At 70.8% G+C, this 17,802-nt stretch carries 17 protein-coding genes; 10 read left to right on the top strand and 7 right to left on the bottom strand.

From position 1 onward, the window contains the following. Nucleotides 1-170 precede the first annotated feature (170 nt). Both MKK68_RS08800 and MKK68_RS29435 read right to left on the bottom strand, forming a co-directional pair. Complete coding sequence (locus MKK68_RS08800; RefSeq protein WP_147729791.1) at nt 171-386, bottom strand: hypothetical protein; 216 nt, start codon at nt 384-386, stop codon at nt 171-173. A 141-nt stretch (nt 387-527) separates the two neighbouring features. Further along, complete coding sequence (locus MKK68_RS29435) at nt 528-656, bottom strand: hypothetical protein (protein ID WP_279605269.1); 129 nt, start codon at nt 654-656, stop codon at nt 528-530. 157 nt (nt 657-813) lie between these two features. Here MKK68_RS29435 and MKK68_RS08795 point away from each other — a divergent pair, with 157 nt between their 5' ends. The 3 genes from MKK68_RS08795 to MKK68_RS08785 are packed head-to-tail and all read left to right on the top strand — an operon-like array spanning nt 814 to nt 2,940. Then, on the top strand, nt 814-1,962 hold the full coding sequence (locus MKK68_RS08795; protein ID WP_244029896.1) for a S1C family serine protease: 1,149 nt from the start codon (nt 814-816) through the stop codon (nt 1,960-1,962). Further along, a complete protein-coding gene (locus tag MKK68_RS08790) occupies nt 1,959-2,225 on the top strand; it encodes a hypothetical protein (protein WP_244029894.1) in 267 nt (88 codons plus the stop codon). Before MKK68_RS08795 ends, MKK68_RS08790 begins: the two co-directional genes overlap by 4 nt. 4 nt (nt 2,226-2,229) lie before the next feature. Further along, the gene (locus MKK68_RS08785; protein WP_244029892.1) at nt 2,230-2,940 is read left to right on the top strand and encodes a J domain-containing protein; all 711 of its coding nucleotides are present in this window, start codon (nt 2,230-2,232) and stop codon (nt 2,938-2,940) included. A gap of 143 nt (nt 2,941-3,083) precedes the next feature. Here MKK68_RS08785 and MKK68_RS08780 read toward each other — a convergent pair whose 3' ends face one another. Then, the gene (locus MKK68_RS08780; protein WP_147858611.1) at nt 3,084-4,577 is read right to left on the bottom strand and encodes an SPOR domain-containing protein; all 1,494 of its coding nucleotides are present in this window, start codon (nt 4,575-4,577) and stop codon (nt 3,084-3,086) included. Nucleotides 4,578-4,875: 298 nt separating this feature from the next. On the opposite strand from MKK68_RS08780, the gene MKK68_RS08775 reads away from it, so the two are divergent. The 5 genes from MKK68_RS08775 to MKK68_RS08755 all read left to right on the top strand — a co-directional run bounded on the left by MKK68_RS08775 (nt 4,876) and on the right by MKK68_RS08755 (nt 10,114). Next, a complete protein-coding gene (locus MKK68_RS08775) occupies nt 4,876-5,253 on the top strand; it encodes a phasin family protein (protein ID WP_244029890.1) in 378 nt (125 codons plus the stop codon). 153 nt (nt 5,254-5,406) lie between these two features. Beyond that, nucleotides 5,407-5,823 (top strand): ATP-dependent Clp protease adapter ClpS, encoded by a 417-nt coding sequence (clpS, locus tag MKK68_RS08770; protein ID WP_243933045.1) that lies wholly within the window; start codon nt 5,407-5,409, stop codon nt 5,821-5,823. A gap of 26 nt (nt 5,824-5,849) precedes the next feature. Beyond that, a complete protein-coding gene (gene clpA / locus MKK68_RS08765; protein WP_244029889.1) occupies nt 5,850-8,330 on the top strand; it encodes an ATP-dependent Clp protease ATP-binding subunit ClpA in 2,481 nt (826 codons plus the stop codon). Nucleotides 8,331-8,487: 157 nt separating this feature from the next. After that, nucleotides 8,488-8,760, top strand: a complete 273-nt coding sequence (locus tag MKK68_RS08760; RefSeq protein WP_147727263.1) for a hypothetical protein — start codon at nt 8,488-8,490, stop codon at nt 8,758-8,760. Between the two features lie 46 nt (nt 8,761-8,806). Next, nucleotides 8,807-10,114: a flavin monoamine oxidase family protein gene (locus tag MKK68_RS08755; RefSeq protein ID WP_244029887.1), complete on the top strand. Its 1,308-nt coding sequence runs from the start codon at nt 8,807-8,809 to the stop codon at nt 10,112-10,114. Between the two features lie 108 nt (nt 10,115-10,222). On the opposite strand, the gene egtD is transcribed toward MKK68_RS08755, so the two are convergent. Together egtD and egtB are read right to left on the bottom strand one after the other, a co-directional pair. Then, on the bottom strand, nt 10,223-11,197 hold the full coding sequence (gene egtD / locus MKK68_RS08750) for an L-histidine N(alpha)-methyltransferase (RefSeq protein WP_147858613.1): 975 nt from the start codon (nt 11,195-11,197) through the stop codon (nt 10,223-10,225). Nucleotides 11,198-11,220: 23 nt separating this feature from the next. Continuing rightward, nucleotides 11,221-12,483: an ergothioneine biosynthesis protein EgtB gene (egtB, locus tag MKK68_RS08745; protein ID WP_244029885.1), complete on the bottom strand. Its 1,263-nt coding sequence runs from the start codon at nt 12,481-12,483 to the stop codon at nt 11,221-11,223. On the opposite strand from egtB, the gene MKK68_RS08740 reads away from it, so the two are divergent. Then, nucleotides 12,482-12,679, top strand: coding sequence for a hypothetical protein (locus MKK68_RS08740; protein ID WP_244029883.1), 198 nt, complete (start codon nt 12,482-12,484; stop codon nt 12,677-12,679). The two genes, egtB and MKK68_RS08740, sit on opposite strands and share 2 nt — an antisense overlap. A 59-nt stretch (nt 12,680-12,738) precedes the next feature. Further along, nucleotides 12,739-13,617, top strand: coding sequence for a glutamate racemase (murI, locus tag MKK68_RS08735; protein WP_244029881.1), 879 nt, complete (start codon nt 12,739-12,741; stop codon nt 13,615-13,617). Nucleotides 13,618-13,678: 61 nt separating this feature from the next. Here murI and MKK68_RS08730 read toward each other — a convergent pair whose 3' ends face one another. Beyond that, entirely contained in the window at nt 13,679-15,247 is a 1,569-nt protein-coding gene (locus tag MKK68_RS08730; RefSeq protein WP_244029879.1) for a PepSY-associated TM helix domain-containing protein, read from the bottom strand. 11 nt (nt 15,248-15,258) lie between these two features. Further along, nucleotides 15,259-17,619 (bottom strand): TonB-dependent siderophore receptor, encoded by a 2,361-nt coding sequence (locus MKK68_RS08725; protein ID WP_244029877.1) that lies wholly within the window; start codon nt 17,617-17,619, stop codon nt 15,259-15,261. Nucleotides 17,620-17,802: the final 183 nt, after the last annotated feature.

Below are 17,802 nucleotides of genomic sequence, written 5' to 3'. Positions count from 1 at the left end.
GGCCGATCGCCATTCACATTTGTGAAAGTGCCGACGACAAAACTCCGGCGCGTTGGACTTATGCACCGTCGCGCACCGTGGGCGGTCGGCAGCGCGACCGCGCCGCCGCATCGGGCCGGGCGCGGTCGCGTCGCGGAAGCGCCGCCCGTTCGGGGGGCCGGCGCGACGTCTCAGTTCAGGTAGGTGCGGATCCAGTTCGGGGACAGGATCTCGCCCTCGTCCGTGATGATCCAGGGCTGCTTGGCCGGGTCGGTCAGCGCGCCGGCGGCGGCGGCGATCGCCTCGCGCAGGGTGCCGTAGCGCTTGGGCTGCGCCAGCGGCGAGCTTGCCGGCAGGGTGCGCCAGATCGTCAGATCGGCGGGTCGTTCGAGGGCCTCGGTTTCCATCTCACTCTTTTCCTTCCGAAACGGTATCGTCCGTTCAGGCGTCCACGGCCGGCACCAGGGCTGGCCGATCAGGAACGCAGCGTATTTGCCCAGACATCGAAGCATCTCTAAGGCAGCTTCACGATCATTGCGGCACCCTCGTCAGGAACCGGTCATGATTGCGTCGCAAATCTCCCGCGCCGGATTGCCGACCACCGGTGGCAGATCGGGCGCGAACACCTCAGGACTTCGTTTCGTCTTGTCGAAATTGTGGTCTTGAGGAATGACCATTCCGTTAGCGTCTCCGCCGCAGCGCGACGGTGCGGCGCCGCACCTTGACCATTCCCGTGCGAGAACGTTGAAGCGGGCAGGCTGAATGCCACGTTAAGGGTCGACGGATCGCGGGTCGGCCGCGTCGTCGTGCCCGTCGGTCGGAGATCGCGTCATCGTGCCGGATCGTTTCGCGCGCCTCGTGCTGGCCGCCATCCTGGTGCTGCTGGCGCTGTTCGTCGCACAGCCCTACGTCACCGCGTTCCTGTTCTCGCGGGAGGTCCCGCGCGCGGTGACCGCCCGCGGCGACCTCGCACCGGCGGAGGCGACCACCGTCGCGCTGTTCGAGCGGGCGAGCCCTTCGGTGGTGCACGTCTTCGCGCAAGGGGCGGTGCGTGGCGCCGACCTGATGAGCCTCGACGACGAATCCGAGCAGGGCCAGGAGGGCGGCCGGTCGGGCAACACCCAGACCGGGACCGGCTTCGTCTGGGATGCCGGCGGCCACGTCGTCACCAACAACCACGTCGTCCAGGCGGCGATCCAGTCGGGCGGGTCGATCTCGGTGCGCCTGTCCTCGGGCGAGGTGGTCGCGGCGACCTTGGTCGGCGCCGCGCCGGCCTACGACCTCGCGGTGCTGCGGCTCGGCCGGGTGGCGAAGGCGCCGCCGCCGCTCGCCATCGGCACCTCGGCCGACCTGAAGGTCGGGCAGTCCACCTTCGCCATCGGCAACCCGTTCGGGCTCGACCACACCCTCACCACCGGCGTGATCAGCGCGCTCCAGCGGCGCCTGCCGACGAGCGAGGGCCGCGAATTGTCCGGCGTGATCCAGACCGATGCGGCGATCAACCCCGGCAATTCCGGCGGGCCGCTGCTCGATTCCGCCGGCCAGCTGATCGGCGTCAACACCGCGATCTTCTCGCCGTCCGGGGCGAGCGCCGGCATCGGCTTCGCGGTGCCGGTGGACGTGGTCAACCGCGTGGTGCCCGATCTCATCCGCAACGGGCGCGTGCGCAACCCCGGCATCGGCATCATCGCCGGCCAGGAGGCGACCGCCGCCCGGCTCGGCATCGACGGCGTCGTGGTGCTCCGCGTCCTGCGCGGATCGCCGGCCGCCGGCGCGGGCCTGCGCGGGGTCGACGCGCAGACGGGGGCGATCGGCGACGTCGTCGTCGGCGTCGGCGACCGCCCGGTCCACCGCTTGGCCGACCTCACCGCGGCGCTCGAGGCGGCGGGTCTCGGCCAGCCGATCGACCTCGCGGTCGAGCGGGACGGGCGCACCCGCCGCGTGCGCATCACGACGGCGGACGTCGCGGAGAACCGGCCATGATCCCCACCCTCGCCGTGCTGATCGGCCTCGCCGCCGGTCTCTCGATCGCCGCTCCCCTCCCCGCGCGAGCCGCCGAGAAGCCGGCGCGCCCGCGGCTCTGTCCCGAGGACGCGCCGGAGGGCGTGCGCCTGCCGCCGCAGCCGGGCTGCGGATCGCGCGAGATCCCGGCGCCGCGGCGCGACTCCGGGTTCCACGAGATCCTTCCGGGCACGGGCATCCGCATCGGCGGGCGCGCGAGTTCCAGCTTCGACATGCGGCGCTAGGCCGATGCTGCTCGTCCTCGGCTTCGCGGCGTGTGTCGGCCTGTGGTGGCTCGGCCGGAACGGCGGCCGGCTCGGGCCCAGGCTCACCCCGCGGTCGATCCGGCGTGCCGGCGCCTGGATCGCGATCGGGCTCGCCGCCATCCTGCTGCTGCGCGGCCAGCTCGGCCCGGCCCTGGTCGTCGGGCTCGGCGGCGTCTGGCTGCTCGACGGGCCGGAGACGCTGGGTTCCCGGCTCAAGCGGCTGCTGGCGTCGATGAAGCCGTCGTCGAAACGGCACCGGACGGCGCGGGTGGATTTCGTCCTGCGCGACGACGGCAGCGTCGGCGACGGCATCCTGCGCGGCGGCCCGCTCGGCGGCCGGCGTCTCGAGAGCCTCGGGCTCGCCGACCTCCGCGCGGTGCTGGCGGTCTGCCGGGCGCAGGATCCCGCAGCGGTGGTGCCGCTAGAGACGTATCTCGACCGCCGGCACGCCGGCTGGCGTGTAGACGCTGAGCGCGATCGCGACGCGGGGCCGCGCCGTCCGGCGCAGCCAGGGACGATGACGCAGGACGAGGCCTATCAGATCCTGGGGCTTGAGCGCGGGGCGACCCCAGAGGCCGTCCGCACGGCTCACCGGACCTTGATGAAGCGCGCCCACCCCGACCAGGGGGGAAGCGCCGAAGGGGCGGCCCGCGTCAACGCGGCCCGCGACAGGCTGACGAACCGACATCGCTGAGACTCCACGCGCGTTGCCAGGGGTGCAGGACGACGTTCGCCGAGGGCGGCGTCCGCCGTCGGCGTCGATGGCGACCGGGGCGGCGAAGGCCGCCGGTCGCTGAATGCCACGGTCGAACTGACCGCGGCGCGACGTGAGGGGGATCAGCTGCGGGTGGCGAAGCAGCTGAAGCCGCTGCGCTTCAGGGCGGAGCAGGCATCCTGCGCCGCGTCCTGCTCCTGGAAGCCGGAGAAGCGTGCGCGGTAGAGGGTGGCGCCGCTGTGCTCGACCTTCACCGTGTAGGGCGCGGCCTTCGAGAGGCTGCCGCCGCCCTTCGCCTTGGCGTCGGCCAGCATCGCCTTGGCCTTGCCCTCGTCGTCCATGGCGCCGAGCTGGATCACCCAGGCCGTCGGCACGATCTTCGGGCCGGCGATGGGCTTCGGCGCCTCGGCGCGGGCGATCGGGCCGTCGGCCGACGCGATGCGCTGATCGGATTTGCGTGCGCCGCCCGGGAACGCGGCCTGTCCCGTCGCGGGTGCGGCGTAGGCCTGCGCCGCCTTCGGCAGGGGCTGCGCGCCGGCCTTGAAGGCGCCGGCGCTGCCGGGGGTCGCGGTCGAGCGCCGCGGCGCGATGTCGAGGGGCTGGCCGGCATCGGTCGAGTTCGTGGTCTCGACCTCGTCGTCCTCGGCCGAAGCCAGCTGCGTCCGGGTCCGCGAGACCGCGTCGGCGACGACCGCCGGCCGGGCGCGCTCGGCGACCTCGACGGTCGGCGGCGCCTGGCGGGCGCCGGCATAGGCACGCGGCAGGCTGGCGCGGACGAGGTCGGCCATGATCCGGTCGCGGCTGGCGCCCGACTTGCCGCCGAGCACGATCGCGACGATCTGGCGGTCGTCGGACTTGGCCGCCGTCATCAGGTTGAAGCCGGAATCGCGGGTGTAGCCGGTCTTGATGCCGTCGACGCCCTCGACGTTGCCGAGCAGGTGGTTGTGGTTGCCGATCGTCCGGCCGCGGAAGGCGAAGGACCGGGTCTGGAAGTAGCGGTAGTAGCGCGGGAAGCGGTCCTGGATCGCGCGGGCCAGCACGGTGAGGTCGCGGGCCGTCGTCACCTGCTCGGAATCGGGAAGGCCCGAGGCGTTGGCGTAGTGCGTGCGGCTCATGCCGAGCGCGTGCGCCTTGGCAGTCATCAGCTCGGCGAACCGCTCCTCGGAGCCGGCGATGTTCTCGCCGATGGCGCAGGCCACGTCGTTGGCCGACTTGGTGACGATCGCCTTGATCGCGTCCTCGACGGCGATGGTCTGCCCGGGCCGCAGGCCGAGCTTCGACGGCGCCTGGGCTGCGGCATGGGCCGAGATCGTCAGCTCGGAATCGAGGGCGAAGCGCCCCTTCTCCATCTGCTCGAACAGCATGTAGAGGGTCATCACCTTGGTGATCGAGGCCGGGTGCCGGATCGCGTCCTCGTTCACCGCGTGCAGCGTGCGGCCGGACTTCACGTCGACCACCATCGCGGCGTAGGGCGGATTGTAGCCGCCGCCGGGGCGGACGTGGCGCCCGTGGCGGCGCGCCTCGGCGGGAGACGCCAGCGCGGTCAGGACCGCGGCGGCGGCGAGCGCGGCCGAGATCGTGGGCACGGTCCGGGAGCGACGGGAAACGCTACGCATCACGACTCATTGCCCTCGACAGACCGGCCACGGCCAGTTTGCATCGCACCATTCAGCTCGGACATGCCCTGCGGCGTGGCCCGATCACGTCTGTCAAACACGCTACGGCGATGCAGTTACGGCGCGGTTAATGGAGCCGACGACATTCGACGCATCACTTTTGCATCGCAACACGGATTAACGGCGGATGCTGCAGTGCACAAATGTGACGGGCTGTAGTCGTTCGGGCCGGACGACGGCGGTACCCCGATTATTCGCGGGCGCGCGGTCGAGGCCGTGGCGCCGCAGGAGATCCTTCATGACCCCATCCTACGCCCCGGCCGCCGACGCGGTCCGCACCGGCCTCGACGGCGCGAAAGCCGGCGCCGCGGCGCTGAGCCAGAGCGTCGGCGCCGGCGCCCGCACCAGCCAGACCATCGGCATCGAGTGGATGGACTTCCTCAAGCAGGTCAGCGCCGAGGTCGCCGCGACCACGGAAAAGGTCGTGAAGGCCGGCAGCCCGGCCAAGGCGATCGAGATCCAGAGCGCGTTCGTGAAGACCTCCAGCGAGCTCTGGATGGCGCGCGCGGCGACCTTCCGCGACCTCTACGCCACGCTGGCCCAGGACATGACGAAGCCGTTCACGACGCTGGCCGGCCGGTCCGCCACGGCGGCGGCGGCGCGGACCGCCGCCTGATCCGTTTGCGGGTGCGGCGGCCCGCTCCCGGACAGTTGCGCGCAGACGACTGGCGAAACCGAATCCCGCCGCCTAGATTGGCTCAGACGCGGCCGGGCCCGTCGCAGCGACGCGACAAGCCCCGGCCGGCACGAAGGAGCCGGTTCCATCACGATGACAGACGTCCCGATGCGGGGCACCGCTCATCCCCACGACTCGACAGGCCGGCCTTCGCTCGAGGCGGTGCGATTTACGACGACCGCCTCGGACCCCGGGGACCCGGGCGGCGACGATCGCTCGAATACGGCGATCATCACCCGTACCAAGCCGAAGACCAAGCGGCCGAGCCTGTATCGGGTGCTTTTGCTCAACGACGACTACACGCCGCAGGATTTCGTCGTGCTGGTGGTCGAGCGTTTCTTCAACAAGACCCACGAAGACGCCTACCAGATCATGATGCACGTGCATCATAACGGCGTCGGAGAATGCGGGGTGTTCACCTACGAGGTCGCGGAGACCAAGGTGACGCAGGTCATGGACTTTGCGCGCAAACACCAACATCCTCTGCAGTGCGTTATGGAAAAAAAGTAGGCTCACGCAGCACAAAGGCTCGAGCATTGCCCAGCTTCTCACGCAGCCTTGAACAAGCTCTTCACCGCGCCCTGGCGCTGGCCGGCGAGCGCCGGCACGAATACGCCACGCTGGAGCATCTGCTCCTGGCGTTGGTCGACGATCAGGACGCCGCCGCCGTCATGCGGGCCTGCAACGTCGAGATCGACACGCTGAAGCGCAACCTCGTCGAGTACGTCGACACCGAGCTTTCCAACCTCACCGGCGACGGACGCCAGGACGCCAAGCCCACGGCCGGCTTCCAGCGCGTGATCCAGCGCGCGGTGATCCACGTGCAGTCCTCGGGCCGCGAGGAGGTCACCGGCGCCAACGTGCTGGTGGCGATCTTCGCCGAGCGCGAGAGCCACGCCGCCTACTTCCTGCAGGAGCAGGACATGACCCGTTACGACGCGGTCAACTACATCAGCCACGGCATCGCCAAGCGCCCCGGCGCCTCCGAGGCGAAGCCGGTGCGCGGGGCCGACGACGAGGGCTCGAACGAGCGCCCGAGCGACGACGGCGAGAACCGCACGAAGAAGAAGGGCGACGCCCTCGACGCCTACTGCGTCAACCTCAACAAGAAGGCCCGCGACGGCAAGGTCGACCCGCTGATCGGCCGCGAGAGCGAGGTCCAGCGCACGATCCAGGTGCTGTGCCGCCGGCAGAAGAACAACCCGCTGCTGGTCGGCGATCCCGGCGTTGGCAAGACCGCGATCGCGGAAGGGCTCGCCCGCAAGATCGTGCAGAAGGAGGTGCCGGAGGTCCTGGCCGACGCCACCGTGTTCTCGCTCGACATGGGCACGCTGCTCGCCGGCACGCGCTACCGCGGCGACTTCGAGGAGCGCCTGAAGCAGGTGATGAAGGAGATCGAGGCGCACCCGAACGCGGTACTCTTCATCGACGAGATCCACACCGTGATCGGCGCCGGCGCCACCTCCGGTGGCGCGATGGACGCCTCGAACCTGCTCAAGCCCGCGCTCGCCGCCGGGACCCTGCGCTGCATCGGCTCGACCACCTACAAGGAGTACCGCCAATACTTCGAGAAGGATCGCGCCCTGGTGCGTCGATTCCAGAAGATCGACGTCGCCGAGCCGTCGATCCCGGACGCGATCGAGATCGTAAAGGGCCTGCGGCCCTATTACGAGGAGTTCCACAAGCTCAAGTTCACCACCGAGGCCGTGAAGGCCGCGGTCGAGCTGTCGGCACGCTACATCAACGACCGCAAGCTGCCCGACAAGGCGATCGACGTGATCGACGAGACCGGCGCGTCGCAGATGCTGGTGCCGGAGGCGCGCCGCAAGCGCGTGATCGGCATCAAGGAGATCGAGGCGACGATCGCCACGATGGCGCGCATCCCCCCGAAGACCGTGTCGAAGGACGACGCGGTGGTGCTCCAGCATCTCACCGAGAACCTGAAGCGCGTCGTCTACGGCCAGCCCAACGCCATCGATGCGTTGACCTCGGCGATCAAGCTGGCGCGCGCCGGCCTGCGCGACCCGGACAAGCCGATCGGCTCCTACCTGTTCGCGGGACCGACCGGCGTCGGCAAGACCGAGGCCGCCAAGCAGCTGGCGTCGTCGCTCGGCGTCGAGATGCTGCGGTTCGACATGTCGGAATACATGGAGCGCCACACGGTCTCGCGCCTGATCGGCGCACCGCCCGGCTATGTCGGCTTCGACCAGGGCGGCCTGCTCACCGACGGGATCGACCAGCACCCGCACTGCGTGCTGCTGCTCGACGAGATCGAGAAGGCGCATCCGGACCTGTTCAACATCCTGTTGCAGGTGATGGACCACGGCAAGCTCACCGACCACAACGGCAAGCAGGTCGATTTCCGCAACGTGATCATCATCATGACCACGAACGCGGGCGCGTCCGACCTCGCGAAGTCGGCCTACGGCTTCACCCAGGCCAAGCGCACGGGCGACGACGTGGAGGCGATCAACAAGCTGTTCGCGCCGGAATTCCGCAACCGGCTCGATGCCATCATCTCGTTCGGCCACCTGCCGAAGGAGGTCGTGGCCAAGGTCGTCGACAAGTTCGTGCTCCAGCTCGAGGCGCAGCTCGCCGATCGCAACGTCACGATCGAGCTGTCGGACGAGGCGCGCGCGTGGCTGGTCGAGCACGGCTACGACGATGCGATGGGCGCCCGCCCGATGGCGCGGCTGATCCAGTCGAGCATCAAGACGCAGCTCGCCGACGAGGTGCTGTTCGGTAAGCTGAAGAACGGCGGCGCGGTCCGCGTCATCGTGCGCAAGCCCGAGGATGCGGAGGCGAAGGCCGGCGGCAAGGAGACGCTGGGCTTCGAGTTCCCGGCCGGCCCCGTGGTGCCGAAGCCCGAGGCGGACGTGACCAACGTGGTCAAGAAGCACAAGCGCCCCAAGCCCCGGGCCGCGGCCCGCAAGAAGACGCCCAAGGACGACAAGGGCGGCAATTCGGGTGGCGGCGGCGTCCGCACGGTGCCGAAAGTCCCCCTCGTCCGGGCTTGACGCCGGAGCGACGTGAGCCCGATCGACCTGGCCCCGGAGCGCGCCTCGCGCTCCGGGGCCTTGCGCATGACGGCGAATACGGCTTTCAGGTTCGCGGACGATTGCACCATGGACGCGGCGGCCGACCGTCGCCGCGAAGGATCGAGCGGGCGTGACGATGAGCGAACTGCATGAGGGCCCCCTCCTGCCCGTCGATCAGCCCACTGCGGCGCCCGCCCGACCGAAGCCCGTCACCCGACGCGAGGAGCGCCGCCGCCGCCGGACCCGCCGCCGCCGCGGCGAGGAGATCCTGGCCTGGGTGCTGGTGCCGCTGATCTGCCTCGGGATCTACTGGGGCATCAATGCCGGCTTCGAGTTCATGGGAACCTCGCCGGGCCAGGTCTGGGACCAGCTGATGCAGGTCAAGGCGATGATGGAGAAGCGCGCCTGATCGCGTCGCTCCGGTCGCCGCACGCACTCGCGCGAACGGAGCCGTCATGTCCCTCACCCGTCGCGCCGCACTGATCGGCGCCCTCCTCGCGGCTCCGGTCGTGAGGGCGGCCGGTCGCGACGGTCCGGTGATCGTCGTCGGCGCCGGCGCGGCCGGGCTCGCGGCCGCCGACATCCTGCGGCAGGCCGGGCGTCCCTTCACCGTGATCGAGGCGCGCGACCGCATCGGCGGTCGCGCCCATACCGAGCTCGGGCTCGGGCCGGACTGTCCCTTCGATGCCGGTGCCGAGTACGTTCACTGGGCCGAGCGCAATCCCTGGCGCGCCGTCGCCGAACGCGAGAACGTGCGGATCGCCGGGCAGGAAGGCTGGGCGCGGATCCTGTTCGTCGACGGGCGCCCGGCGACCGTGACCGAGCGCAACCGACGCCGCGCCGCCTTCTCCGGCCTCGACGCCGCCCTGAAGCCGGTGGACGGCCCCGACCGGTCGCTCGCCGAAGCCGCCGCCGCGGCCGGGCCGGACATGGCGCAGGCGGCGGCGGGCCTTGCCCGGCTGTCGCTCGGCGAGGAGCCCGAGCGCGTCTCGGTGCTCGACTACGACCGGCTGTGGTCCGGCACCGATCTGTGGCTCGACGGCTACGGCAGCCTGGTCCGCCGCCGCTTCGCGACGATGCCGGTCTCCCTCGGCACGGCCGCGACCGCCATCTATTGGACCGGCGAGGGCGTGCGGGTGACGACGCCCGGCGGCACGCTCGACGCCGCGGCGGTGATCCTCACCGTTCCGGTCGGCGTGCTGGCCGCGGGCACGATCCGCTTCACGCCGGACCTGCCGGCCCCGACGCGGGATGCGCTCGGCGGCCTCGGCATGGGCGCCTACAGCAAGGTCGGCCTCCGGCTCGATCCCGCCCGGATCGACCTGAAGGCGGTGGGGGACGCAGTGTCCGTGGCGCACCGCGGCGACCAGGACCGGACGATCTACTTCGAGGTCTCGCCGTTCGACCGACCGCTCGCGGTGGCCAACATCGGCGGCGACGGATCCCGTGCCCTGTGCGAGCTCGGCGAAGCGGCGGCCGTCGCCGAGGTCACGGACCGGCTGGTGGCGATCCTCGGCACGCAGGCGCGCGGCGCCGTGACGGCAGGCAAGCTTGCCGGCTGGTGGACCGATCCGCATGCGCGCGGCAGCTACGCGATCGCCCATCCCGGCCATGCCGACGCCCGGACCTCCCTGCAGGCGGCGATCGGCGACCGCATCTTCCTCGCCGGCGAAGCCTATGCGGGCGGCGGCGCCATGACGGTCGGCGGCGCGACCCTCGACGGCGAACGCGCCGCGCGGGCCGTCCTGCGGATGCTGGGCTGAGGGGGATCGGACGCGGATCTTGCGTGCGGATCGGGGTGCAGGCCCTCTCCCCTGCGGGAGAGGGGGTCGTGACGTGCGACGCTCTCGCAAGAACCGTCGAGCCGCCCCCTATCCCAAGCGCAGGGCATGCACCGAGAACAACCTCTCGGGGTCGGTCCACACCGTGACCGGCGACCACCCGGCCTCCGCCGCCAAGGCGCGAAAACCGTCGAGCGTGTACTTGTAGCTGTTCTCGGTGTGGATCGTCTCGCCCTCGGCGAAGGCGAAGGCGTGTCCGGCCACCGTCACCGTCTGGTCGGCGCGGCTCACGAGATGCATCTCGATCCGCGAGGCCGCGCGGTTGAACACCGCCCGGTGCGCGAACGCGGCGGCGGCGAAGGTGCCGGACAGGTCGCGATCGATCCGGGTCAGCAGATTGAGGTTGAACGCAGCGGTCACGCCGGCCGCGTCATCGTAGGCCGCCTCGAGCACCGCGGCGTCCTTGACGAGGTCGACGCCGACGACGAGCGTCGCGCCCTCCCCCAGCACGTCGCCGAACTGGCGCAGCAGGCGGGCGGCCTCCGCGGGCTCGAAGTTGCCGATGGTCGAGCCCGGGAAGAACCCGGCGCGCGGGGCGTCGCCGAGGTCGTGCGGAAGGGCGAAGGGCTGGGTGAAGTCGGCGGCGATCGGCGCGATGCGCAGGGCGGGATGATCACCCTGGAGCGCGGCCGCCTCGCTGCGCAGGAACGTCTCCGACACGTCGACCGGGACGTAGGCCGCGAGGTCCGGCATGTGCCGGAGCAGGCGACGGACCTTCACGGTCGAGCCGCTGCCGAACTCCACCAGCGCGGCGCCGCGCGGCAGGGCGGCGGCGATCTCGGCGCCTCGCATGTCGAGGATGCCGAGCTCGGTCCGGGTCGGGTAGTATTCCGGCAGCCGCGTGATCTGCTCGAACAGGTCGGACCCGACGGCGTCGTAGAAGTACTTCGCCGGCAGGGTCTTCTGCGGCTTCGCGAACCCGGCCAGCACGTCTTCGAGGAACGCCCGGTCGTCGGGCAAGTGGGCGAGCGGCGTCGCGTCTGCGAAGACGGGCTTGATGGTCACGCGCGGTACTCCGGGATGCGACGTCAGGCGCGGGACTGCGCGAGGCGCAGGCCCGTGAATTGCCAGCGCTGATGCGGATAGAAGAAGTTGCGGTAGGGCAGCCGCGCATGACCCTCCGGCGTCGCCACCGACGAGCCGCGCAGCACGAACTGGTTCGACATGAACTTGCCGTTGTACTCGCCGAGTGCGCCCGGCAGCGGGCGATATCCCGGGTAGGCGGTGTAGGCGCTGCGGGTCCATTGCCAGACGAGGCCGAACGCGTCGTCGAGTCTGCCGTCGCGGGCGGCGACCTCCCATTCGAACTCGGTCGGCAGGTCGCGCCCGGCCCAGCGGGCGTAGGCATCCGCCTCGTAGTAGCTGACGTGGGTGACGGGCTGCGCCGGATCGATCGGGCGCCGGCCGCCGAGCGTCATGCAGGTCCAGCCCGGCTCGCCCGGCTGCCAGTAGCCCGGCGCCTCCCAGCCCTCGGCCTGCGCCGCGAGCCAGCCGTCGGACAACCACAGGTCGGGGCGGGAATAGCCGCCATCTTCCATGAAGCGCAGCCAGTCGCCGGTCGTGACGAGCGCCCGGTCGATCGACACGGGCAGGACCAGGCTGTCGTGCCGGGGATGCTCGTTGTCGAACGAGAACCCGTCGCCGGCATGGCCGACCTGATGGATGCCGTGGGCCAGGTCGATCGTGCCGGAACGATTGGCCGCCTTCGGAAAACGCCATTCGGCGTCGTAGACCGGATGCAGCGGGTTCTGCGCGAAGGCGTGCAGGATGTCGGTGATCAGCAGCTCCTGGTGCTGCTGCTCGTGAAACAGCCCGATCTCGAGGATCGGCAGGATCGCCTCGAGCGCGCCCGGCGCGGCCTGCGCCAGCAACGTCTCGACCGCGCGGTCGATGTGGGCGCGGTAGCCGGCGATCTCCTCGGTAGTCGGCCGGGTGATCAGCCCACGCATCACCCGCGGCTGACGTGGGCCGGCGGCGACGTAGTACGAGTTGAACAGGTAGTGCAGGCGCTCGTCGTGGATGCGGTAGCCCGGCAGGTGCTCGCGCAGCAGGAACTGCTCGAAGAACCATGTCGTGTGCGCGCGATGCCACTTGGTCGGGCTGGCATCGGCCATCGACTGGACCTGCTGATCCTCCGGCGACAGCGGCGTGGCACGGCGCTCGGTCTCGGCACGGACGAAGCGGAAAGCGGCGATCCAGGCGTCCCGGTCCACCGGCCGGGCGGAGACGGGCGGCGGCGGGAAGGCCTGAGCGGGCGCGTCCGTCTCGCGAAGTGTCGCCGTCGCAGCCATGCTGGTCCTCCCGTCGTCCGTTGATCCGCCGGTCGCGGTTGATGGAGATATGGCCGAAGGCGCAGCCGACAACGGCAGCGCGACGATTCAGTTCGCAATAGGCTCACCGATGCCGGCCGACGCGCCGCAAGTCTGTGTAGAGCAGGGCCGCTCGACGCGGTTGATCGATCCCCGAGCCTTTTTGCAGCCGCAGTGAGATGGCCTTAACCCTCTCGTCCAAGACTGCGGGGCTCTGATGCTGGGGTACGCGTTCTGATGCGGATCGATCTGATGGCCGGAGCGAGCCTGTCGGCGGCGGCTTTGCGCGCGGCGCCCGAGCCCACCATCCTGGTGTTCGACTCGGGCCTCGGCGGCCTGACGGTGCTGGAGCAGGTGCGCCGGGCCCGGCCCGACGCGCGCTACGTCTACGCCGCGGACGACGCGGCCTTCCCCTACGGCCGGCTCTCGGAATCGGTCCTGGTCCAGCGCGTGCTCGACGTGATGGCGCGCCTGATCGCGACGCACCGGCCCGACCTCGTCGTCATCGCCTGCAACACCGCCTCGACGCTGGTGCTGCCGGCCCTGCGCCAGCGCTTCCCGACGCCGTTCGTCGGCGTGGTGCCGCCGATCAAGCCGGCGGCCGAGACCAGCCGCTCACGCCTCGTCACGCTGCTGGCGACCCCCGGCACCGTCGCGCGCTCCTACACGCGCGACCTGATCATGACCTATGCCGAGGCCTGCTCGGTGACCTCGGTCGGCTCGGCGAACCTCGCCAACTACGCCGAGGCGGAACTCGCCGGCACGCCGGTGGACGACGCGGCGATCGCCGCCGAGATCGCACCGTGCTTCGTCACGGCCGAGGACGGCCGGCGCACCGACGTCGTCTGCCTCGCCTGCACCCATTACCCGCTGCTGCGCGCCCGCTTCGAGCGGCTCGCGCCTTGGCCCGTCACCTGGATCGATCCGGCGCCCGCCATCGCGCGCCGGGTGACGCAGCTTCTCGGCAGCACCCCGCGCGATGCGCGCTCGGACGAGGGCCCGGTGCTCGGCGCCTTCACCGGCGGCGCGACGCTCACGGATGCGCTGCGCGCCTCGCTCGACCGGCGCGGCATCCCGTCGATCGGCGTCGACCCAATACCGCTGACGCTGCAGTAGCGCCGCGCCACCGCGTGGCCAGCGAGACCGGCGGGGCGCGCGACCGCAAGAAATCCGTCGATCAGTGCTGCGTCGCCACGGCGCCGGGCCGCGGTCGCTCGGCGAGGAGTCGCCGGCGCAGCCCCGCCGCCTTGCAGGCCGCGAAGGCGAAGGCGGCGCCGAGCCCGAGCAGCGCGAGATCGAACCCGTAGAACGCCGCGTCGCCGGCCCGCAGGCTCGCGAGCAGGTGGCGCCCGGTGGCGAGCCCGCCGACGACCGGCACGGCGGCGAGCAGCGCGGCGGCGGTCGCGAGCATCGCGGTCCATCCGGTTCGCGGCGGCAGGGCCAGTGGCACCAGCGTGGCCAGGATCCAGGCGCCGAAGAAGACCGTCACCTCGGCCTCCTTGCGCTCCGCCATCCCGAGCGGGAGCAGGCGGTTGGCCAGGAAGTAGCCGGCGATGGCGATCGGCAGCCCGGCGATGGCGCCGACGTTGAGCGCCTGCACCAGCCGCATCCCGAGATGCGCCCGCGTCGCGGTGCCGGGCTTGGGCACCCGCGCCACCGTCCAGAGGATCAACCCGGTCGCCACCATGGCCGCGCCCATCACGCCGCTGAGGAAGAACAGTACGCGCAGGGCCGGCCCGGCGAAATGCGCCTCGTGCAGGCCGACCATCGCGGTGAAGGTGCCGGCGGCGGGCTTCATCGCGCCCAAGGTCTCGATCACCGCGCCGCTGGTGCCGTCGAACGCCACCTGCGGATGGCGGTGCCTCAGGCCATGCGGCTCCTCGAACACCGCCACGACCGTCGCGTTGGCGTCGCCCGGGTTCTGCACGGTGATCCGCTCCAGCGGCTCGGCGTTCATCGCGAGCGCGCGCTCGACCATCGGGCCGAACGGGGCGAGCGGCGCGGGGCGTCCGGCGGGCGGGCGGGCGGCGGTGATCTGGCCGGATTCGGCGAAGAAGGCCTGCGCGTCGCCGCGATAGGCGGTGGTGACGCCCCAGGGCATGTACATCAGCGCCAGCGTCACGATCCCCGTATAGGTGATCATCAGGTGGAACGGCAGCGCCAGCACCCCGGTCACGTTGTGCGCGTCGAGCCAGCCGCGCTGCGCCGACTTGGCGTGACGGCGGAAGGTGAACAGGTCGACGAAGATCCGCCGGTGGGTGACGATTCCGGAGACCAGCGCGACGAGCATGATCATCGCGCAGATTCCGACGATCCAGCGGCCCCAGAGCGGCGCCATGCTGAGCTCGAAGTGGAAGCGGTAGAGGAAGTCGCCGCCGCGGGTGTCGCGGACGGCGACCGCGGCGCCGGTCGCGGGATCGAGCATCGCCTGGCCCGGCGGGGTGCCGGGCTTGCGGCGCCAGAACAGGTCGAGGGTCGGCCGGTCCGGGCTCGGCAGGGTGATGAACCAGCTGCGCGCGCCCTTCGCCTGCGCCTCGAGATGGGCGCGGGCGAGGTCGGCGGCGTGCCCGAGGGCGGCCGGGCTCAGCGGAGCCCCGGCCCTCAGTTCCGGCCGCATCCATTGCGAGATCTCCGAGCGGTAGTAGCTCGCCGTGCCGGTGACGAAGACGGAGAACAGCACCCAGCCGACGACGAGGCCGGACCAGGCGTGCAGCCACGCCATCGATTGCCGGAAGCCGTTGCGCATGGTTTCGCGTCCTACCAGCGGTAGCGGAGCGTGGCGTAGACCGTGCGCGGCAGCCCGTAATAGCAGCTGGTGTAGCCGTTGCAGCCGCTGACGTAGGTGTCGTCGAGCAGGTTGTTGGCGTTCAGCTGCATCGAGAAGCCGGCCAATGTCGGGTCGAAGTTCTTCAAGTCGTAGGAGACCACGGCGTCGACCAGCACGCTTTCCGGCACCTTGAAGGTGTTGGCCGCGTCGCCCCAGGACGGGCCGAGATAGCGGACGCCGCCGCCGACCTCGAGGCCGAGCATCGGCCCGTCGAGGAAGCGGTAGGTCGCCAGAAGCGAGGCGGTCGAATCCGGCACCAGCACCGGGCGGCGCCCCTGCAGCGGCACCGTCTGGCCGGGCGCGAGGTCGTTGGCGGTCCGGCCGTCGTCGCGGACGTTGCGGATGTCGAGGAGCGAGAAGCCGCCGATCAGGGTCACGCCTTCGGTGAGGTTCGCCCGCGCCTCGAACTCGACGCCCTGCACGCCGACCTCGCCGGTCTGCAGCACGAAGCCGGTGGGGCGGCCGAGCGTGGTGTCGGCCGTCGTCCGGTTCGACTGGCGGATGTCGAAGAATGCGGCGGTGAGGAGGATGTCGGTGCCCGGCGGCTGGTACTTGATGCCGGCCTCGTACTGGTCGCTGAGTTGCGGGTCGGGCACGCGCCCGACGGTGCCGAAGGCGGTGTCGAACACCCGGCCGGCGACGATCGGCTCGAAGGCCTGGCTGTAGGACACGTACGGCGCGACGCCGGACTGGAACAGGTAGAGCAGGCTCGCCCGGCCCGTGAAGGCGTCGGAGGCCGCGTCCTGCAGCGTCAGCGTGCTTCCCGTCGCGGTGAACGACCGGGTCGGGCCGGTCTGGCGGGCGACGTCGTAGCGGCCGCCCAAGGTCAGGATCAGGCCGTCGACCTTCATCTGATCCTGGAAGTAGACGCCGGTCTGCTGCGCGTCGACGCGCGAGGTCGTGTTGATGGCCGGGAACGGGATGTTCATTTCGTAGTTCGGCGCGAGCGCGTTCAGGTCCGGCGCGTTCGGGAACGGCGTCCCGCTGGCGCGCGTGCTGAAGGTGCGGTGGTCGACGCCGAGGAGCGCCGTGTGGGCGATGGGGCCGGTGTCGAAGTTGGCCACGACGTTCGAATCCATCGTGTAGGCTTCGGCCGCGACGATGTTGCCGATGACGGCGCGCGGCAGCAGCGGGCCGGTGGCGAACGGGCCGTTGCGGGGGCTGAACGCGCTGTAGACGCTGCGGTAATCGCCCTGCGTCCGCAGGTAGCGCCCGGCCGAGTGGAAGCGCAGGTTCTCGTTGAAGCGGTGGTCGAAGAGGTACTCGATCGACGCTTGGGTCCGGTCCGAGCGCTCGATGTTGCGGTCGCCGTCGTAGAAGTTCACCGGCAGTCGCCCGATCACGCCGCTGCCGAAGTTGCGCGGAAACACGGTGCCCACCGCCGGGAAGCCGCCGTAGAAGCCGGAGAACGGATCGCGCTGGTAGTTGCCGATGATCGTCAGCTGGGTGTCGGTGGAGGGCCGCCAGGTGACGCTCGGGTTGATCAGGGCGCGCTCGACCCGCGTCGTGTCCACCGGGCCGTCCCCGTTCCAGCCCGCGCCGACGAGGCGGTAGGCGAACTGGTCGGCGAGCCAGGGCACCTCGGACTGGATCGGGCCGCCGACGTCGATGCCGCCGCGCACCTCGTTGAAGCCGCCGCCCTGGACGAAGACCTCGCCGTGGCGGACGAATTGCGGGACCTTCGAGACGAGGTTGACGATGCCGCCCGGCCCCGACTGCCCGTAGAGCACCGAGGCGGGCCCCTTGATCACGTCGACCCGCTCGAGACGGTAAGGATCGATCGTCGCGTTGGCGTCGCGGCTGGCGATCAGCGCCATGCCGTCGAGAAAGACCGGCGCGTTGAAGCCGCGGATCAGGAACTGCTCGAGCCGGGTCGAGCCGGCGCCGCCGCGCTGCTCGGTCGTGACGCCGGGCGTGTAGCGCAGGGCCTGGTTGATGGTGAGCGCGTTCTGATCCTCGATCTGCTTGCGCCCGATCACCGAGATCGACTGCGCCGTCTCCACGATCGGCGTGTCGGTCTTCGTGGCGACGGTGCTGCGGCTGGCGACGTAGCCGGGCACGGCACCGGACGCGCCGCCGGGACCGTAGAGCGATCCGCCGAGGCTGCGGCCGGCGCCCTCGCCGGTGACGCTCAGCTCGCCGAGCTCGATGTCGGTCGTCTGCGCGGGCTGGGCCGAGGCGGAGGACGCGACCGAAATCGCGCATGTCGTCGACAGAAGAGCGACGATCAGAGCGCTGCGGCACCGACGTGCGGACGCGGACCGCAGGACGGACGGACAGTAATTAATCATCTTGCCGACCCTAGACGCGACACGAAACAGCAGAGACCCGCCGCGTGGACTTGCGCATCACGGCGGCGTGATCGGGTTATCGGTAAGTTCGCGCGGCAACACAATTTCTATCTTATGGAAACATTCCAGGGTAACTTCGAAACGTTCCAGGCTGGAACGGGGTATCGGCCGGCGGACAGCCTG

This window comes from Methylobacterium sp. E-016 (assembly GCF_022829745.1).
Taxonomy (GTDB): domain Bacteria; phylum Pseudomonadota; class Alphaproteobacteria; order Rhizobiales; family Beijerinckiaceae; genus Methylobacterium.
This window is presented reverse-complemented; position numbering and strand designations above follow the sequence as displayed.